Source organism: Pontibacter chinhatensis (genome assembly GCF_900113285.1).
Lineage (GTDB): Bacteria > Bacteroidota > Bacteroidia > Cytophagales > Hymenobacteraceae > Pontibacter > Pontibacter chinhatensis.
The window spans coordinates 153,623-170,545 of record NZ_FOOT01000001.1; the positions used below are offsets into that span (position 1 = coordinate 153,623).

General features: G+C 53.3%; 14 protein-coding genes. 2 read left to right on the top strand and 12 right to left on the bottom strand.

Annotated features, from left to right (window positions below; translation table 11 throughout):
- Nucleotides 1-180 precede the first annotated feature (180 nt).
- From BM040_RS00640 to BM040_RS00655, 4 genes are all read right to left on the bottom strand, one after another.
- Nucleotides 181-969, bottom strand: a complete 789-nt coding sequence (locus tag BM040_RS00640) for a DUF6544 family protein (RefSeq protein ID WP_092098014.1) — start codon at nucleotides 967-969, stop codon at nucleotides 181-183.
- A 100-nt stretch (nucleotides 970-1,069) separates the two neighbouring features.
- Nucleotides 1,070-1,519 (bottom strand): ferritin-like domain-containing protein, encoded by a 450-nt coding sequence (locus tag BM040_RS00645; protein WP_092098016.1) that lies wholly within the window; start codon nucleotides 1,517-1,519, stop codon nucleotides 1,070-1,072.
- A gap of 80 nt (nucleotides 1,520-1,599) precedes the next feature.
- The gene (locus tag BM040_RS00650; protein ID WP_092098018.1) at nucleotides 1,600-2,823 is read right to left on the bottom strand and encodes a BaiN/RdsA family NAD(P)/FAD-dependent oxidoreductase; all 1,224 of its coding nucleotides are present in this window, start codon (nucleotides 2,821-2,823) and stop codon (nucleotides 1,600-1,602) included.
- Nucleotides 2,824-2,953: 130 nt separating this feature from the next.
- A complete protein-coding gene (locus BM040_RS00655) occupies nucleotides 2,954-3,787 on the bottom strand; it encodes an SDR family oxidoreductase (RefSeq protein WP_092098020.1) in 834 nt (277 codons plus the stop codon).
- Between the two features lie 96 nt (nucleotides 3,788-3,883).
- Between BM040_RS00655 and BM040_RS00660 the strand changes: the two genes are divergently transcribed.
- Complete coding sequence (locus BM040_RS00660) at nucleotides 3,884-5,338, top strand: phytoene desaturase family protein (protein ID WP_092098021.1); 1,455 nt, start codon at nucleotides 3,884-3,886, stop codon at nucleotides 5,336-5,338.
- Here BM040_RS00660 and BM040_RS00665 read toward each other — a convergent pair.
- The gene (locus BM040_RS00665; RefSeq protein ID WP_092098023.1) at nucleotides 5,335-5,760 is read right to left on the bottom strand and encodes a nuclease A inhibitor family protein; all 426 of its coding nucleotides are present in this window, start codon (nucleotides 5,758-5,760) and stop codon (nucleotides 5,335-5,337) included. The two genes, BM040_RS00660 and BM040_RS00665, sit on opposite strands and share 4 nt — an antisense overlap.
- Before the next feature lie 103 nt (nucleotides 5,761-5,863).
- Between BM040_RS00665 and BM040_RS00670 the strand changes: the two genes are divergently transcribed.
- Nucleotides 5,864-6,739, top strand: coding sequence for an SDR family oxidoreductase (locus BM040_RS00670; protein WP_092098025.1), 876 nt, complete (start codon nucleotides 5,864-5,866; stop codon nucleotides 6,737-6,739).
- 611 nt (nucleotides 6,740-7,350) lie between these two features.
- On the opposite strand, the gene BM040_RS00675 is transcribed toward BM040_RS00670, so the two are convergent.
- The 7 genes from BM040_RS00675 to BM040_RS00705 form a co-directional block, all read right to left on the bottom strand.
- The gene (locus BM040_RS00675; RefSeq protein WP_092098026.1) at nucleotides 7,351-10,545 is read right to left on the bottom strand and encodes an efflux RND transporter permease subunit; all 3,195 of its coding nucleotides are present in this window, start codon (nucleotides 10,543-10,545) and stop codon (nucleotides 7,351-7,353) included.
- Between the two features lie 35 nt (nucleotides 10,546-10,580).
- Entirely contained in the window at nucleotides 10,581-11,723 is a 1,143-nt protein-coding gene (locus BM040_RS00680) for an efflux RND transporter periplasmic adaptor subunit (RefSeq protein WP_092098028.1), read from the bottom strand.
- A 16-nt stretch (nucleotides 11,724-11,739) separates the two neighbouring features.
- Nucleotides 11,740-13,074, bottom strand: coding sequence for a TolC family protein (locus tag BM040_RS00685; protein ID WP_092098029.1), 1,335 nt, complete (start codon nucleotides 13,072-13,074; stop codon nucleotides 11,740-11,742).
- A 160-nt stretch (nucleotides 13,075-13,234) separates the two neighbouring features.
- Nucleotides 13,235-13,825: a TetR/AcrR family transcriptional regulator gene (locus BM040_RS00690; RefSeq protein WP_092098031.1), complete on the bottom strand. Its 591-nt coding sequence runs from the start codon at nucleotides 13,823-13,825 to the stop codon at nucleotides 13,235-13,237.
- A gap of 142 nt (nucleotides 13,826-13,967) precedes the next feature.
- Nucleotides 13,968-14,429 carry a hypothetical protein gene (locus BM040_RS00695; RefSeq protein ID WP_092098033.1) on the bottom strand — a complete coding sequence of 154 codons (462 nt, stop codon included), beginning with the start codon at nucleotides 14,427-14,429 and terminating at the stop codon, nucleotides 13,968-13,970.
- A gap of 223 nt (nucleotides 14,430-14,652) precedes the next feature.
- Nucleotides 14,653-15,834: a dipeptidase gene (locus BM040_RS00700; RefSeq protein ID WP_092098035.1), complete on the bottom strand. Its 1,182-nt coding sequence runs from the start codon at nucleotides 15,832-15,834 to the stop codon at nucleotides 14,653-14,655.
- Nucleotides 15,835-16,052: 218 nt separating this feature from the next.
- Nucleotides 16,053-16,862 (bottom strand): alpha/beta fold hydrolase, encoded by an 810-nt coding sequence (locus tag BM040_RS00705; protein WP_092098036.1) that lies wholly within the window; start codon nucleotides 16,860-16,862, stop codon nucleotides 16,053-16,055.
- Nucleotides 16,863-16,923 lie beyond the last annotated feature (61 nt).

Sequence of the window (16,923 nt, forward strand, 5' to 3'; positions counted from 1 at the left end):
CTTGAAGAAAAAGCCGGCCGAAAAGCCGGCTTTTTTGATGCAAAAATTTTAGGAACCATAACCTTTCTCTCGGGTGCCCGTTAAAGAGGGTATCATAAAAAGGTTGGAAGATTAAGCTGACTGTTTAAACAGTTAGATAAGACAAGGGTAATATCAGACGGATGTTACCCTTGTTCTTTTTTAAGGCCAGTGGGTGAGGTTATACTTTATGCTTTTTATACTTGCCCTGAAGTATTCATAATCGCGCCCTCCGGGCATGTGCCACACGGCCCGCACCACGGTAGGTATCTTAAAACCACCCAGCAACCTGTACCTGTCCAGCAAGGCTGACCACTCCCAGTTCTGATAGCTTTTCCCGTCTGTAGAATAGTATCTGTCCCTTGTTCTGAACGAGGTTATTTCACCCCGGCTGTTAAATTGGAATGCTCCACCCACTGTTATGCCAGCATCTGTTATACTTGCTCCAACTTGTCCGGGGCCCAATGCTTGCCAGGTGGTGTGCTGCTGAAAGAAAAGGCCGGGGAGCAGGGGAGCCTCTGCCAGAAAAGTAACGAGCGCCGCCTGGTTCATTTTAGGCCCGCGGGCATTGCTGATGGTCAGGCCTGCCAGCTTTATGAGCATATTGCCCTGGCCATGCTGGTACTTGTCTCTGGCCCCAAACGGAAGCAAGCCATACATGTTTGCCTGCATCAGGGCGATCCGGGTAGCGGGAGCCATTGCGTTAAACTGCACGCAGCTCAGGTTCATCCAATTCGCGTCAGGCTTTAGTTTTATCTGGGCATTGTCATACTCCACGAAGAAATTGCGGATGCGGTGCTTGTCCAGGTATCCGCAGGAAGAGAGGTAGTCCTGAACCGCTACGGGCAGGGGAGCAAGCGCTTCACGTGTGACCATTTCCTGCCCATGCTGCGGGCTATACTGGGCGAGCGCCTGCCGTACCTCTGTTTTGAATAGACTTTTGAGCGACATGGAACGAGGGAAGTATACTTATTCAACTATAGGAAACCGTACTGCCGGAAATTAAAAAAGAGCCCCGAAAGGCTCTTTTATACTTCACAGAAATCATTGCCTATTCTCTTGCGGCGTCACGCAGCGCGCGAATGTGATCGTGCGCATGTTTTACGTCGCGGTACTGCTGCTCTACAATCTTTTTCAGATCGGCAGGCAGGTCCTTTTGCAGCGCCTCTTCGTACGCCTTGACAGCATAGTCTTCGCCACGCTCGCACTCTTCCAGTACACGTACGCGGTCTTTCGAGGTCAATGCTGATTTCAGATCTATCCAGGCACGGTGCAGGGTGCCCTCAATGGAGCTCGACTCATCGTCGGTGTGGCCCAGGCGGTGCATTTGGTCCTGCAGTTCGGTAATCATGCTGTCGCGCTGCACGGCATACTTCAGGAAGAGGTCCTTCAGGTCCTGGTCTTCGATATCCTCCGAAGCGGTTTTATAGCCCTTGGCTCCATCTTTACAGCGCTCTATCAGGTGGTGCACAGTGGACTTTAGCTCTTTATTAATTTCCATAGTTTTATCAGTTTTGTTCTAATATGCATTCATACTGATATGGCTGTGCTTTGGTTTCCAAAAACCTGATCTGCCGTTGTTTATGCCATGGCTTTTCCGGCCAAGTAGCCTGTTGTCCAGGCGGCCTGGAAGTTGAAGCCACCCGTGATGCCGTCTATGTCCAGTACCTCACCGGCAAAGTATAAACCGGGCTGTAGGCGGCTTTCCATCGTTTTCATGTTTACCTCTTTCAGGTCGATTCCTCCGCAGGTAACAAACTCCTCTTTAAAAGTGGTTTTACCGTTTACCGCCACGGGCATCCTAAGCAGCGCCTCGACCAGTTTGTTTGTGTTTTTGGCTGGCAGTTCTGCCCACCGCACCTCTTCCGGCACCTCAGCCAGTTGCGCAAGCCCCTGCCATAGCCGCTGCGGCAGCCCGAAGAGCGGGTTGCTGCTCACGATTTTCTTGGGATGGGCTTGCCTGAAGGCTTGCAGCTCCTGCCGCAGGCTCTCCTCCGTTTGCCCGGGCACCCACTGGATGAGGGCCGTGAAGATATACTTTTGATCATAGAACAACCGGGCTCCCCAGGCCGAGAGCTTGAGCACGGCAGGGCCTGAATAGCCCCAATGGGTGATAAGCAGCGGGCCTTCATACTCTAGTTTTTGCCCGGCAATACGCACCCGCGCCTGCGGCACCGCCACGCCCTGCAGCTCTTTTAGCGGAGAACTTGGTACATTGAATGTAAAAAGGGATGGAACAGGCTCCTGAATGGCGTGCCCCAACTGCCGCAGCCAATCATAGCCCTGGCTTTTGGGGTTACCGCCGGTACTCACCAGCACTTTGTCTGCTTTTATACTTTCGCCACCGGCCAGCTGAAGTATGAAATGCTGGTTTCCATCCTGCTGCACAGGTAAAATGCTTTCCACACTGGCGCCGGTTCTAATCTGTACACCTGCCCGCCTGGCCTGTTGCAGCAGACACTCTATAATCGTTTCTGAGCTATCTGTGATGGGAAACATGCGGCCATCTGCCTCGGCCTTTAGTTTGACGCCACGCTGCGCAAACCAGTCCACCGTTTCGCGGGCGCCGAACTGCTTGAAAGCCTCCTTCAGCTGCTTGGCGCCGCGCGGGTAGTGCTGGGCAAACACAGCAGGAGTGAAGCAGTGGTGGGTAACATTGCAGCGGCCTCCCCCGGAAACACGCACCTTGGCCAGTAGCTTACTCGTTTTCTCCAGCAGCAATACCCTGGTCTTTGGGTTGGCCTCTGCACAGGTGATGGCGGCAAAGAAACCGGCGGCACCACCGCCAATAATGGCTATCTGCATTAATCTCTTGTTAATTTTAGTTGTTGATTGCTGCTATTTTCTTGCTCTTGATTGAGAAAAGGGCGGAAATACTGCTGCCATTTTTGGTTATACTTTAACCATTAAGCAATGCAACCATTCAACCACAAAGCTACGAAAAGAATGCCATTGGGTCGGGGTGGATGAAGGTGTAGGAAAGATCGTCCTTTAGCTTTTGGCTGCTGATGAGCTTGAACTTTGTCTCCACCATGTCCTTAAACTGCGGTGGCGTAAGCCCCAGCAAAAGGGCGGCCGAAGTATAAAGTTCTTTCCGGAGCGGGTGCAGGTCGGAACAAGCGTTGTATATAGCGCCCCATTTTTCCTGCTCTATGATGCGGTAAAGTATGCTGACGCAATCCTCCAGGTGGATGAGGTTTACCGGCGCGTCGCCGTCCGGCACATCCGTTTTCCCTGCCAGCCAACGCCCCGGGTGCCGGGTGCCACCTACCAGTCCGCCAAAGCGCACGACTGACGTAACCCAATCCTCGCGGTCCTGGAACATTCTCTCGGCCTTCAACAGGGTGTTTCCAGGCTCCAGCTCGTCTGTAAAAGCAATGTCCTCTTCTGTTACCACGCGGTTCAGGTCCTGGTACACGGAGGTGGAGGAAACGAACAACAGGCGGCTAACCGGCGAGCTGAGCAAGGCCTTCAGGAGCAGCTGCATCTGGTTCATATAAGCTTCCCCGCCATCCGAGCGCAGGTGCGGCGGGATGTTCAGTACAAGCACGTCTGTTTCCAGGAAATTCTCCAGGGCGTCGCGATCCAGCTGTTCCTCATTTGCCAGGTTAAGCAAGTATGGCTGTATGCCTTTTTCAAGCATCACCTCTATTTTGTCTGGCGAGGTGGTAGAGCCCTTCACCGAATATCCGTGCCGTAACAGTTGCTCTGCCAGCGGCATCCCAAGCCAGCCGCAGCCCATGATGCTAATCCTTCTTTTATCCTCCATTATACTTTTAGAATGTATACTGCTACAACATTACAAAGGCCACTTGGTTATTAGTGGCATAAATACCTGCTTAAACCGCCACAAAGTAAAGTATAAATGAGGTACGATGTAGCCATTATCGGATCAGGTTTTGGATCGCTGACGGCCGCGGCCCTGCTGGCCAAGTATGGGCTACGGGTTTGTGTGCTGGAGCAGGCCAAATATCCCGGCGGCTGTGCGACGTCTTACCTCCGGAAGGGCCACTGGTTCGAGACCGGAGCCACCACGCTTGTAGGGCTAGATGAGCATATGCCCCTGCGCTACCTGCTGGACCAGACAGGCGTCAAGGTGCCGGTGCAGGTGCTGGAAACACCCATGCAGGTGCACCTGCCCGATGCCCAGTTGCTTACCCGCTATGGCAACCTGGAGCAGTGGATAGCCGAGGCGGAGCGGGTGTTTGGAAAGTATAAACAGCGCGAGTTTTGGGAGCACTGCTACAGCATCAGCCAGGAAGTATGGCGCACCTCCCTGCGCCAGCGCAGCTTTCCTTTCTCCAACACAAAGGACCTGCTGCTGTCGGGCATGCGGGTAACCCCTGGCCAGCTCAAATTGCTGCCCGGTGCGTTTCGGACGATGGAGCAGGTGCTGCAAAAGTATGGGTTGCACCAGAACGAGCTTTTCACCCGGTTCGTAGACGAGCAGCTGCTGATAACGGCGCAGAACTATCTGCCGGAAGTGAATGAGCTTTTCGGAGCCACAGCGCTGTGCTATACTTTGTATTCCAATTATTACGTGACGGGCGGCCTGATAAACCTGGTAAAGCCGGTGGAGCAGTTTATACTTGCCAAAGGAGCCACTCTAAAGTATGGACACGAGGTACAGGAAGTAAGAACCTTGCCGGAAGGCTACCGGCTGAAGACAAGCAAAGAAGAGGTGGAGAGTCGCTTCGTTATTTCCGGCATCCCGCTGAACAATACGGCGCAGCTTTTTCAAGAGGAGAAAATCAAACGTAGCCTGAAGCCATACTTGCTGGGGTCCGACAGGCTGAACGGGGCCTTTACTATGGCGTTGGTGCTGCGGGCCGAGGAGGCCAATGAGGTACTGCACCACCAGGTGCACCTGCCGCAGCCCCTGCCACAGACGGGCAGCAAAAGTATCTTCATCAGCTTCAGCCACCCCTCCGACAGGCTAAAGGCACCGGACGGAACCGTTGTGGCAAGTATAAGCACGCACCTGCATCATCCGCAGGCGCACCTGATTGAGGATAAAGCGGCATTAGAGCAGGCGATTGTACAGGAACTTGGGAGGCGTGGCCTGGTGCGACCCGAAAGTATACTTTCAGTGCAGTCAGCCACGCCTGGGGGCTGGATCTTCTGGACCAAGCGAGCTTTCGGGGCGGTGGGTGGCTACCCGCAGTACCGTAAGATAAAACCCTGGCAAATGAAGGACGCGCGCCTCGACCACCGCGGTGCTTACCTCTGCGGCGATACTGTGTACCCCGGCCAGGGAATACCGGGCGTCTGCCTGAGCGGCATCATCGCAGCGAATAAATTATTGCAGGATCACTTTTAGCTTTCGTCCTGCTCGTCAATCGAGGCCTCGTCCAACACCACCATACTTTTATAGCCCGCATAAGTTCCGTCTTCCGCTCTGCCAAGTATGTAGGCCTCTGTTCCTATTTGAGTGATGGTGTATACTTTTACATCTTGCAACAGGCGCTGCAGGGTGCCAAACAGTTGCTGGGTCGCCGAATCAGGCCCTTTCCGGGCATCTGAGGTAACACCCTGCAACAGCTGCATAAATCCTTCCAGGTCATATGTTCTCACGGCCATGCCTGAGGGCTTGCCAGCGTGCTCCACCACGTCCTCCGTTGTCAGCGGCCGCCCCTGCTCCGTTTCCAGGTACACAAACTCCAACGGCGCTTCTATTTCACTGCGCAGCAGAATCCCGTCTGCAGCCTGCGTCAATTCCTTCTGTAGTTGTTCCTTGCTCATCTACTTTAATATTTGCTGAAAGTATACGTATGAGTTCAGGGGCTATACTTATATTTAGAGAGATTTGGTTACGTATAGCCGCTTAATCTTAAACGCGAGACCCATGATAAAAGCTGAACCCATGCTAAAGGAGGGCGCCCTGAAGGGCAAAACCATTATTGTGACAGGCGGTGGAACCGGCCTCGGCCGCTCCATGGTGAAATATTTTCTGGAGTTGGGCGCCAACGCCGTAATCTGTAGCCGCAAGCTGGAGGTGCTGGAGCAAGCTGCCAAAGAGCTGGAAGCGGAAACCGGAGGCGCCGTACTGCCCATCGCCTGCGATGTGCGCAAGTATAATGAGATTGAGGCGATGCTGCAGGCCACGCTGGAGCGGTTTGGTAGGGTTGATGTGCTGGTAAACAACGCTGCAGGCAACTTCGTGAGTCCCACCGAGCGCCTGAGCCATAAGGCCTTCGACGTGATCACCGACATCGTGCTGAAAGGCAGCTACAACTGCACCCTGGCCCTTGGCAAGCATTGGATAGACCAGAAGCAGGAGGGAACTATCCTCAACATTGTCACCACTTACGCCTGGACGGGCTCCGGCTACGTGGTGCCCTCTGCCTGCGCCAAGGCCGGTGTACTGGCCATGACGCGCTCCCTGGCCGCCGAGTGGGCCAAGTATGGCATCCGCTCCAATGCCATTGCTCCGGGGCCGTTCCCAACCGAGGGCGCCTGGACACGCCTGTTCCCCAAGCAGCTGGCCGACAAACTGGATCTGGTAAACCGCATTCCGGTGGGGCGTTTTGGGGAGCATCAGGAGCTAGCCAACCTGGCAGCTTATCTGGTATCAGACTATGCCTCTTTTGTAAACGGGGAGGTAGTAACAATAGACGGAGGAGAGTGGCTCTACGGTGCCGGCGAGTTCAACGGCTTCGACCAGATACCGCAGGAGATGTGGGACGTGGTGGAGAAGCAGGTTCGTGGAAAAGCGCAGTAACACCGTGTTCAAAGTATAAAAAGACAGGCGAAGTATGGCATCAGATATACTTCGCCTGTTTGCTTTAAAATACATGCAGCCTTGCCGTTGAAGCCGTGTTATGATACAACGTGGGGAAAGTATACTTTTAATTAGTTACGGCTGGAGATCCAAAATTACTCTGTTTATACTTTAAGAACTCAAGTTCTTCTCTACAATTTTGGTAAAGGTGTAAACCCACCCCTAACCCCTCCCAAGAGGGGAGTTCCTCCAGCTGTATTATGATTCCCCTCTTGGAGCAGCGCCATATCCTTCTTTTGATTTTGTCATCTTGAAAGGATCTTGGTAGCGAGTTGTGTAGGCTTTACCTCCCTTCTACCAAGTTTCTTCACAAAATGACAAGTAGGTTTAAAGCATAGTGAGTAGCATAAATGACTTTGCTCACATGATGGGTAGGTTCTAAGTAACCTGTGTTATTATACTTTTGAAATAGAGCTTGCCTAATACCTTACCTACTTTGGCTGACAGCATCATACCCAAGTATAGAACGTCTTGCAGAAAGTATAAAAAACAGCCCCGGCTTCTAAAGCCGGGGCTGTTTGCTGTATCAGCGATTTAAAAATCGTCCTGATTTATGGGTTTACATAAGCCGGGTCGCCGTCCTCATTTTCGTCGGGTTGGCTGTTGCCTTTGGCGCGGAGTTCTTCCAGGCCTTTTTTACCATAGGCAACCCTGGTGATAACCACGTAAAGCACCGGCACCACAAATATGGCCAGGAAAGTCGCGGCCAACATACCGCCAATTACCACCCATCCAATCGTCTGGCGCGATACGGCACCTGCACCGGAGGCCATCGCCAGCGGCGTCACACCAAGTATAAAGGCCAGCGAGGTCATGATGATAGGGCGCAGACGAAGCTTTACCGCCTCGATGGTCGCCTCAATCAACTCCATGCCCCGGTCCACACGCTCTTTGGCAAATTCCACAATCAGAATGGCGTTTTTAGCAGCCAGACCAATCAGTGTAATCATACCTACCTGGGCGTAGACGTTGTTGTCCAGCTTTGGCAGGAGCGTGAGGGCAAGGATGGCACCGAACATTCCCAGCGGAATGGCGAAAAGGATGGAGAACGGCACCGACCAACTCTCGTAAAGGGCCGCCAGCAAGAGCAACACGAGTACAATAGAAAGGGCAAAGATGTAGATGGTCGTGCTTCCGGCTGCCTGCTCCTCACGGCTCAGACCCGTAAATTCATACCCATATCCGGCTGGCAGCACCTGTGCCGCCACTTCTTCCAGGGCCTCCAGCGCCTGACCGGAGCTATAGCCCGGAGCCGCACTACCGTTAATGTCCACGGAGCGGAACAGGTTGTAGTGCGAAATCACGGCGGCTCTTTCCTCCACCTCAGCTGTTACGAGGGCGCTCAGTGGCACCGACTGGCCTTGGCGGTTCATTACGTAGTACTGCTTCAGGTTGTCGATATCCATACGGTAAGCCGTATCGGCCTGTGCTACTACACGGAAGTTTCGGCCGTAGCGGGTGAAGTCGTTCACGTAGCGGCTACCCATGTAGGTAGAAAGTGTAGAATATACATCGGCCACGTTCACGCCCAGTTTCTTAGCCTTCTCGCGGTCAACCACCACGTGGTAGCCCGGGGTTCTGGTGTTAAAGAAGCTGTAGGCCATAGCAATTTCCGGACGGGCATTGGCTGCTGCCAGGAACTGACCCATTACCTGCTCCAATTCCTGCGTAGAACCTGCCTGGCGCTGCTGCAGCACAAAGGTAAAACCACCTGAGGCACCCAGACCAGGAATAGCCGGCGGAGCCACCACAAGCACGTTAGCTTCCTTAATGCCTGCAAACTTCTGTTGCAGTGTGGCCATTACGCCCTGTAGCTTGTCCTCCTCATTTTTTCTTTCTGCCCAAGGCTTCAGCTGCATGAAGAAGGTACCACTGTTCGATTTGAAGGAGAAGTTAATGGCGTTCAGGCCGGAAATGGCAGTATAGTTTTGCACCGCCGGCACAGTAGACATAATCTCACCCATCTCGTCCAGAATAGCCTCTGTTCTGGCCTTAGAGGCACCTTCCGGCAACTCTACAGACACAAAAAGTCGACCCTCATCTTCAGTCGGGATAAAGCCCGACGGCTTGGTCATGAACATAACGGTTGTACCCGCATAAAGCAGGATCAGCAGGATCAGCACCATTGGCGCTGCTTTAATGCTTCGGCGCACGCCCATCGAGTAAGACTCCGTCGTGCGGGCAAACCAGTTGTTGAAACGGTAGAAGAACTTGTTAATGCCTTTGGAATCCTTTCTTACGTTCATCGGCTTCAGCATAAGCGAGCAGAGTGCCGGTGTAAGGGTAAGGGCCACAAAGGCAGAGATAAGTACCGAGATGGCGATGGTGATGGCAAACTGCTGGTACAAGCGTCCCACAATGCCCGGGATAAAGCCCACCGGAATAAACACAGCCGCAAGTATAAGGGCAATGGCAATTACCGGAGCCGTAATCTCTTTCATCGCTTTTCGCGTGGCTTCCCGTGCCGATAGCCCCTCATGGTCTATGTGGTGCTGCACCGCTTCCACCACCACAATGGCGTCGTCCACGACAATACCGATGGAGAGTACGAAACCAAAGAGCGTCAGCGTGTTGATGGTAAAATCAAGCGGAATGAAGAACAAGAAGGTACCGATAATAGATACCGGAATAGCCAGAATCGGAATCAGGGTAGCACGCCAGCTCTGCAGGAACAGGAATACCACCAGGATTACAAGTATAAGCGCCTCCACCAGGGTCATTACTACCTCGTTAATAGAGGCCTCTACCACCGACACAGACTCAAACGATACGATGTAGTCCAGGTCGGCTGGGAAGGAGCGTTTTAAATCATCCAGCGCAGCATAAATGCCGTCCGCTGTTTCAAGTGCGTTACTTCCAGGTGCCTGGTAGATAAGCATCATGGTTGCTGGGTTACCGTTTACCTTGGAGCCCCTGTTATAGTCGAAGCGACCGAACTCAATGCGCGCCACATCGCGCAGGTATACCAGCGAGCCCGTCGCCGGGTTGGTTCGCACCACGATGTTGCCGAACTCCTCCTGCGTCTGCAGGCGGCCTGTAACCGTGATAGGGTACTGGAACGACTGATCACCGTATTGCGGGGCAGAGCCAACGGTACCGGCACCCACCTGCAGGTTTTGCTCCTGAATGGCAGCGATTACCTCGTTGGCACCCATGCCGTACTGCGCCAGCTTGTCAGGCTGCAGCCAGAGGCGCATACTGAAGTCCTGGCCGATGGCGAAAATGTCACCCACGCCCTTCACACGCATCAAGGCATCCCGGATGTAGATGTTAGTGTAGTTATCCAGGAACTCCACGCTATGCGTCCGATTAGGGGAGTAGATACCGGCCACCATCATGATACTCGGGTTACGCTTACGCACCGTTACCCCCAGGCGACGTACGTCCTCCGGCAGCGCGGGCTCCGCGATACTGGCCCGGTTCTGCACGTCCAGGGTGGCAATGTCGATGTCGGTGCCAACCTCGAAGGTTACCGTCAAGCTCAACATACCGTTGGTGTTGGTGGAGGTAATGTAAGCCATGCCCGGCGAGCCGTTGATCTGCGTCTCCAGCGGGGTGGCAATGATCTGCTCGATTGTCTGGGCATCAGCGCCCGTGTACGTAGCCGATACAGCCACCGTAGGAGGGGAGATGTCCGGATACTGCGTGACAGGCAAATTCATCATGGCCAGCGTACCCACCAACACGATCACAATCGAGATCACCATGGCGGTAACGGGCCGTCTTATAAAAACATCTGATATCATCTTACTATGCTAAATCTCCTCTAAGTTGATAGAAATTATTTCTGGCCTGAGGCCTGCGGCTGTTGCTGCTGCTGGTCGCCGACCTGCACTTTAGCACCATGGCGCAGGCGCTGCACACCTTCCGTCACAATCTGCTGGCCTTCTTTCAGGCCCTCGCGTACCACAATGTCACGCTTAAACCTGGTGCCAAGCTGTACCGTTTGCTGCACCACGGAGTCGCCCTGTACCACGTACACAAAGAATTCGCCCAGTTGCTCAGTCACGGCCTTAAACGGAATCACCAGCTGATCGCCAATATCCTGATTCAGCACATTCATCGTTACGGTCATGCCTGGGATCAGCCGCTCTTCCGGGTTAGGGAACTGTATTCTAACGGTGGTAGTACCAGACTGACGACCGATAGCGCGGTCGATGGCCAGGAGCTTGCCGTTGTGCGGGTAAACCTCCCCGTTGTTCAGGGTGATGGTAAACAGGGAGTCCGGCTGATTGCCCTGGCGGAGCGCGTTAAAGCGGCCCAACTCCTGCTCGTTGATGACAAAGTCAACAGAGATGGGATCAGTGGAGGAGATGGTGTTCAGCAGTGGCTGGCCGGGAGAAACCTGCGCTCCCACGCGCACCTGCGAAATACCGATCGTGCCATCAAAGGGCGCGTTTATTACAGAGTATCCCAAATCAGTGGAAACGCTGCGCACCTGCGCCTGCGCCGAGGCTACCTGTGCCTTGGCGGTCTGCACCTCGGTGCGGGCATAATCGAGCTGCTGCTTGGCGATCGCATCGCGCTCTGCCAGGCGCTCGTAGCGCTCGAGGTCTTTCTGCACCCGGGCCAGGTTCGCCTGCGCGCTTGCCACGTTGGCCTGCGCCTGCTGGTAAGATGCCTGGTACTTGTTGCGGTCTATCTCGTAAAGTTTCTGTCCTTTTTTGACACGCTGGCCATCCTGTACATAGATATCTGTGATATAACCTGAAACCTGCGGACGAAGCTCCACCTCCTGCAGGGCCGTAACCGTGCCGGGGTAAGTGTCTTTGCCTGTTACGCTTTGCTCCGTAACCTTGTAGGTATTCACAGGAACAGCCATGGCGGCTGGGTTCATCTGCTGGCCTGCCTGATCACCACCGCACGACATAAGTATAGTTGGGCTGATGATGGCTGCCGCCAGCCATACGCATTTGCTCTTCATTCTCTTTTTCACTGATTTATGGATTGATATCTATGTTTCCTAAAGCTCTCTGGTAGTCCAGCTTGCTGGCCAGCAGGTTATACAGGGCGTTGTAGTAGTTAATCTGGGTAGCGCGCAATTCGCTTTCAGCCACCACCAGGTCTACGTAAGCTTTCACGCCCTCATCGTACTGCAGTTTAATGATGTCGTACACCTCCTGGGCTATTTCCAGGTTGCTCTGCAGCGTGCGCCAGTCGGTATAGTCGGCCTTGTAATTGGCAAGTGCGGCCTGATACTCGGTGTTGATTGCCTTGCGGGTATCTTCGATGGCTACGTCCAGGCGCTCTTCCTGTAGCTGGGCAATGCGCACGTTCTGCACCCTGCGCATACCCTGGAAGATAGGCAGGGAAACACGCAAACCAACCACAGAGGTAGGGTAAGCCTTGTTGTAAAGATCTTCCAGGCCAGCGCTGCTGTAGTACTGGGAGTTATAGTTGATAAAGGCAGACACCGTTGGCAGGTAGCTCCACTTGTTGTAGGCCGTGTTCAGCTCCAGCAGCTGGCGCTGTGTCTGCAGTTGCTGCAGTTCTATCCTGTTGGCAAACTCCATCACCGTAGCCGTATCCACCAGCACCGTCTGCTCCATCAACTCGTAATCATACACCAAGTCCAGATCGCTCTCTATCGGATAACCCATCAGCTGCTTCAGGTACGCTGTTTTGGCTTTAATGCCCTCCTGGGTACGCTTGATGTCGCTGCGGATGTTGGCCAGCGTAATGGCGGCACGCTGGTAGTCTGTCTTGTCTACCAGGCCCACCTCATAGCGGCTGCGGGCATCGTTGTACTGCTTTTCCTGGCGTACCAGGTTCACATTCAGAATGCGGTACTGCTCCTGCGTAAGCAGCACGTCATAAAACGCCTTGCTTACCTCTACCACCGTGTTTATTTTGGTGTTGGTGATCTGCTGGTCAAGCTGCAGCCTGGAAAAGCGGGCGGCCTTGGAGGCCAGCAGCAGGTCGCTGTTAAACAGGTTCTGGTTTGCCTCGAACAGGAGGTTGGAGTTATAGCGCTGCGCCGAGGTTACTATCTGGTCGCCTACCGGAAACTGCTGTGGCTTGATGTTGTAGGAGCCCCCGAAGCTGGCGCTTATCTGCGGGTACCAGCCCGACAGGTTAGCCCTGATCTCGCGTTCGCCGATGGCCTCGTTCAGCAGGACGTTCTCTACGGCGGCCCCGTTCTCGAGCGCGTAGTCCACACACTGCTCCAGGGTAAGGCTGGTAGCGGCAGGGGAGGTGCCTCCCTGCGCCCATGCCAGCGCGGGACTAAGCAGGCAGCCCAGTAGCAATGGTTTTAGTTTGGTGATAAATTTCATGTAGGTAGTCAATATACTTTTGGTGTTGGGAATAAACTGTGGGGAATGGAGGAGCCCTGTGCTAGTTAGGCTTTCCACGGAAGCATTCATTCTCTTTTCTCATAGTTAAGCGTCATTTGGGTTGTACACTTTAGTGTCATAGGTATTGTTGATTTGTGATTTATACTTTGCAGGCCACGCTTTGTGCCCTCATCCCGTCCCACAGAATCTGAGGTATCTGTTTCAGCTCGCCTTCCTCCAGCACCAGGTGGCCGGCGGAGTACATTTTAACGGTAGAGATGATGTTGGCATGGGCAAGGGTTCCCAGTATTTTCGGGCTTAGGGGCTTTAGGTGGCCTTCCCGGATACCCCGCTCAAAGAAACCGAACAGATACTTATGGAACTCGCTCCTGTTGGCTTCATTCACACAGGTGTTGTAAGGGGAGTTCACAAACTGCTCAAAGAACATCAGCACATTCGGGTTTTGGCTGTAATATTCGTAGAGGCCATACCAGATGCGAAAAAAGCACTTATGGTAAGGCACGCTTGCAGCGTCCTCGCTCTTTAACACGGCAATGATCTGGTCCCGGATATAGTAGAAGAGCTCGATAATGAGGTCTTGCTTGCTTTCGAAGTAATGGTAGATAGTGCCTGCCGCCACGCCCGCCCGCTTGGCAACCAGGCTCATGGGGGTGCCATGGAATCCTTTTTCCCGTACCAGCTCCAGCGTACTTTCAAAAATGGCTTTTTTCTTATCGGCTATAGGCTCCATGCGGCACTAGTGTATTGAACATTCATTCGGTTTGCAAAAATAGAGAGACAGTGGCAGCGAACAAAAATTTATACTTTAACAAAGGATTAAATGCTGCTACAAGTATGTTAAACCGGCTACCCAGGCGCAGGTTTAAAAAAAGTTAAGATTGTTTTTCCAGCAGGCGCTCCAGCCAGAAAATCAGGAAAAGGGCCACCAGGTTAACTCCTACAAACTTTTGGCCCAGGTCAGAACCGGCGCTAAAATGAAAGGAGGAGAGGGCGAGCCTGAACTTAAAAATCCACCCCCCGACCATGTCTACCCCCACACCGATACGCAGGCCCGCCACGTACTGGAAGGCCCAGGCCCCAATACTGAAGTATACCACCTGCAACACCTGGTTCACGAGCGATAGCCGGAGCCCTTTTCTGGGGTTGCGGAAAAGCATGCGCCCGCAAAGGATAGAGAAAATGTACAGCAGACCGGCCAGTATACTAAAGCGAAGCACCTCCTGGGTTACGGTGACCTCCCCGCCAAACATGACCAGCACTAAAAGGGCTATACCAATAACTCCACCCAGTATCTGGTAGATGGCAATGGCTTTGATCTGGTTATTTCTACTCAAAGGGCTCAGAGACTAAAAGTTATGTGCAACTACATTTATTGTAGCTACAAAAGTCTGACAAAAGTAAAGAAAATATGCTTTTGAAGCAGGGGAATGCTTGTATTATTTGACGAATAGCGGCAGAAGCAAGACGAATAGAGAACTGATTAATATAAAAGGCAGGTACGCCGTACCTGCCTTTTATACCTGAATCAACTCGTTTAAATCGGGGGAGGAAGTGTACTTAACCGCCGTTTGCGCGGAAGACGCGCAGAAAGTTCTCACCGAGTATTTTCTTTACATCGGCCTCGCTGTAGCCACGGGCCAGCAGGCCTTTTGTTACGTTAGGAAAATCCTGCACACCGTCCAGCTCTTTGGGAGCGGAGGTAATACCGTCAAAATCAGAGCCGATGCCCACATACTCAACGCCCACCAGCTTGACAATATGGTCCAGGTGGTTGAGCAGCACATCAAGGTCCGGGCGGATGGCCAGGAACTCGTCGGAGTATTTTTTCTCCATGTAGCCGGCAATATTGGAACTGGACCAACCCTGCGCGCGGAGGGAGTCGAACTCGGGTTTATACTTGTCCCGGAAGTCTTTCTCGCGCTTGCTGTAGCCGGGGTCGAGGAAGCCGGAGTAGAAATTGAGGTGAATCACGCCGCCGTTCTTTGCCACAGCCTTTATCTGCTTGTCCGTCAGGTTACGGGACACCGGGTTTATACTGTGCACGCAACTGTGCGATACAAGTACGGGTTTGGAGGTGGTCGCCATCACATCCCAGAAGGTTTTCTCCCCCACATGGCTCAGGTCCACGATCATGCCCATCTCATTCATGCGCTTTACTACCTGCTTGCCAATCCCTTTCAGGCCGCGCTTAGACTTTGGCAATTTACCTGAGGTCTCGTCGGCGGCAGAGGAAGCCCAGGGAGTGGAGTTGTTCCAGGTGAGGGTGAGGTAGCGCGTACCACGGTTGTAAAGCTGCTCCAGTTTCTGCAGGTCGTTGTCGATCATGTGGCCGCCTTCCACACCAATCAATGCCGCCATCTTGCCTTCCCGCACGGCCTGTTCTATCCCGGCCACGTCGGTGGCCAGCAACAGCTTATCCGGGTTTCGCCTCACGATGGCCTCCAGGGAGTCTATCTGCTGGTTGGCATAGGCAAAATTGCCCGTCTCATCGCTCCACACCGAGAAGAACTGTGCATCCACGCCACCCTCTTTAAAGCGGGCCAGGTCCGAGTGCGTGCGGCCGCGAAGGTCTTGGCTGATGTCCATGCCTTCCATCACCGAGATGAGCACATCGTTGTGGGTGTCGATCAGGATGGCTTCCTGGTGTACTTGCCTGTAGTCCTGCGCGGCGAGCGTATGGCTGCCGAGTGCAAGGCCCAGTGCGGCGCTGATACTCAGGTACAGTTGCTTCTTTCTCATATGGGGGAGCGTGTGGTTTATACTTCCGGCTGGCCTTTGCCAGATTTCTATCCTTTAAATATAAGGTTTCCGGAATAATTTACCTAAGTCTGGCAACAAGGCTTTGCCAAAGTATAGAAAGTATAAGTAGGGACTTATGAATTCCTTGCAAGTATAAAACCACCCCTAACCCCTCCAAGGAGGGGAATAAATTAAGCTTTTGCCTGAAAATAGATTTGTTAAACGCAGCCCTGGCTGGAAAGTATAAACTGGGCCGATTTTTCCAGCACTAGTTCCGGAGCCTCGCGGTGCGGGGTGTGGGCGATGCCCGGAAGTATAAGTTGTTGCACCGGCCCCTGCGCCTGCTGCACCACTGCCTCTACCTGGGCCAGTGTGCCATACTCATCTTTTTCACCCTGGATGATAAGCGCCGGGCAAAGTATAGACGGCAGGAAATGCTCAATGTTCCAGCTACGAAAATCACTGGAAAGCCAAGTGTCGGTCCAGGCGGGGAAAACGGCCTCCGTTTTAGCGCCGTGGTATTTTTGCAGCTTCTGCGGCAGGTCGGTTGTCTGGTACGCTTCCACGGCCGCCCTGATGCCTGCCAGCGTTTCTTCCTCCACAAACACGTGTGCTCCTTCGGTGATGATGGCTTTGATCCTGGATTTATACTTTGCTGCGGCCATCAGGGCAATGCTGCCGCCATCGGAGTGGCCAATAAGTATAGCCTGGGATATCTGCAGCTTCTCCAAAAGCCTTTCCAGCACATCCGCCTCCTGCTCCAGGTAGTCCAGCCCGCGGTTTATACTTTCAAAAGGGGAGGACTGGCCGTATCCCTGCCGGTCGTAGATGAGGGCGGTGCAACCGGTAGCCTGTGCCAACTTCTCCGGGATATCGCGCCATAACTTAATGCAGCCCAGTGAGTCGTGCAGAAAGACCAGCACGGGCTTACTGTCTGTCGCTGCTTTGGGGTATACCCATTTCAGGCAGAGCTCGGCATCATCTACAAGTATAAATTCTTCTTTTGTAAGGATGGGAGAGAAGGTCATGCAAAGTATAAATCCGTTAACAAACCTGTGAAGATAGCACAGGCAGGTGCCAATACAAAAA

Bases quoted from the DNA above. Each gene is read 5' to 3' on its own strand.
- BM040_RS00640 (WP_092098014.1), bottom strand. From the start codon at position 969: ATGTCGCTCAAAAGTCTATTCAAAACAGAGGTACGGCAGGCGCTCGCC.
- BM040_RS00675 (WP_092098026.1), bottom strand. From the start codon at position 10,545: ATGATATCAGATGTTTTTATAAGACGGCCCGTTACCGCCATGGTGATC.
- BM040_RS00700 (WP_092098035.1), bottom strand. From the start codon at position 15,834: ATGAGAAAGAAGCAACTGTACCTGAGTATCAGCGCCGCACTGGGCCTT.
- BM040_RS00705 (WP_092098036.1), bottom strand. From the start codon at position 16,862: ATGACCTTCTCTCCCATCCTTACAAAAGAAGAATTTATACTTGTAGAT.
- BM040_RS00665 (WP_092098023.1), bottom strand. From the start codon at position 5,760: ATGAGCAAGGAACAACTACAGAAGGAATTGACGCAGGCTGCAGACGGG.
- BM040_RS00660 (WP_092098021.1), top strand. From the start codon at position 3,884: ATGAGGTACGATGTAGCCATTATCGGATCAGGTTTTGGATCGCTGACG.
- BM040_RS00670 (WP_092098025.1), top strand. From the start codon at position 5,864: ATGATAAAAGCTGAACCCATGCTAAAGGAGGGCGCCCTGAAGGGCAAA.
- BM040_RS00645 (WP_092098016.1), bottom strand. From the start codon at position 1,519: ATGGAAATTAATAAAGAGCTAAAGTCCACTGTGCACCACCTGATAGAG.
- BM040_RS00650 (WP_092098018.1), bottom strand. From the start codon at position 2,823: ATGCAGATAGCCATTATTGGCGGTGGTGCCGCCGGTTTCTTTGCCGCC.
- BM040_RS00680 (WP_092098028.1), bottom strand. From the start codon at position 11,723: ATGAAGAGCAAATGCGTATGGCTGGCGGCAGCCATCATCAGCCCAACT.
- BM040_RS00685 (WP_092098029.1), bottom strand. From the start codon at position 13,074: ATGAAATTTATCACCAAACTAAAACCATTGCTACTGGGCTGCCTGCTT.
- BM040_RS00655 (WP_092098020.1), bottom strand. From the start codon at position 3,787: ATGGAGGATAAAAGAAGGATTAGCATCATGGGCTGCGGCTGGCTTGGG.
- BM040_RS00690 (WP_092098031.1), bottom strand. From the start codon at position 13,825: ATGGAGCCTATAGCCGATAAGAAAAAAGCCATTTTTGAAAGTACGCTG.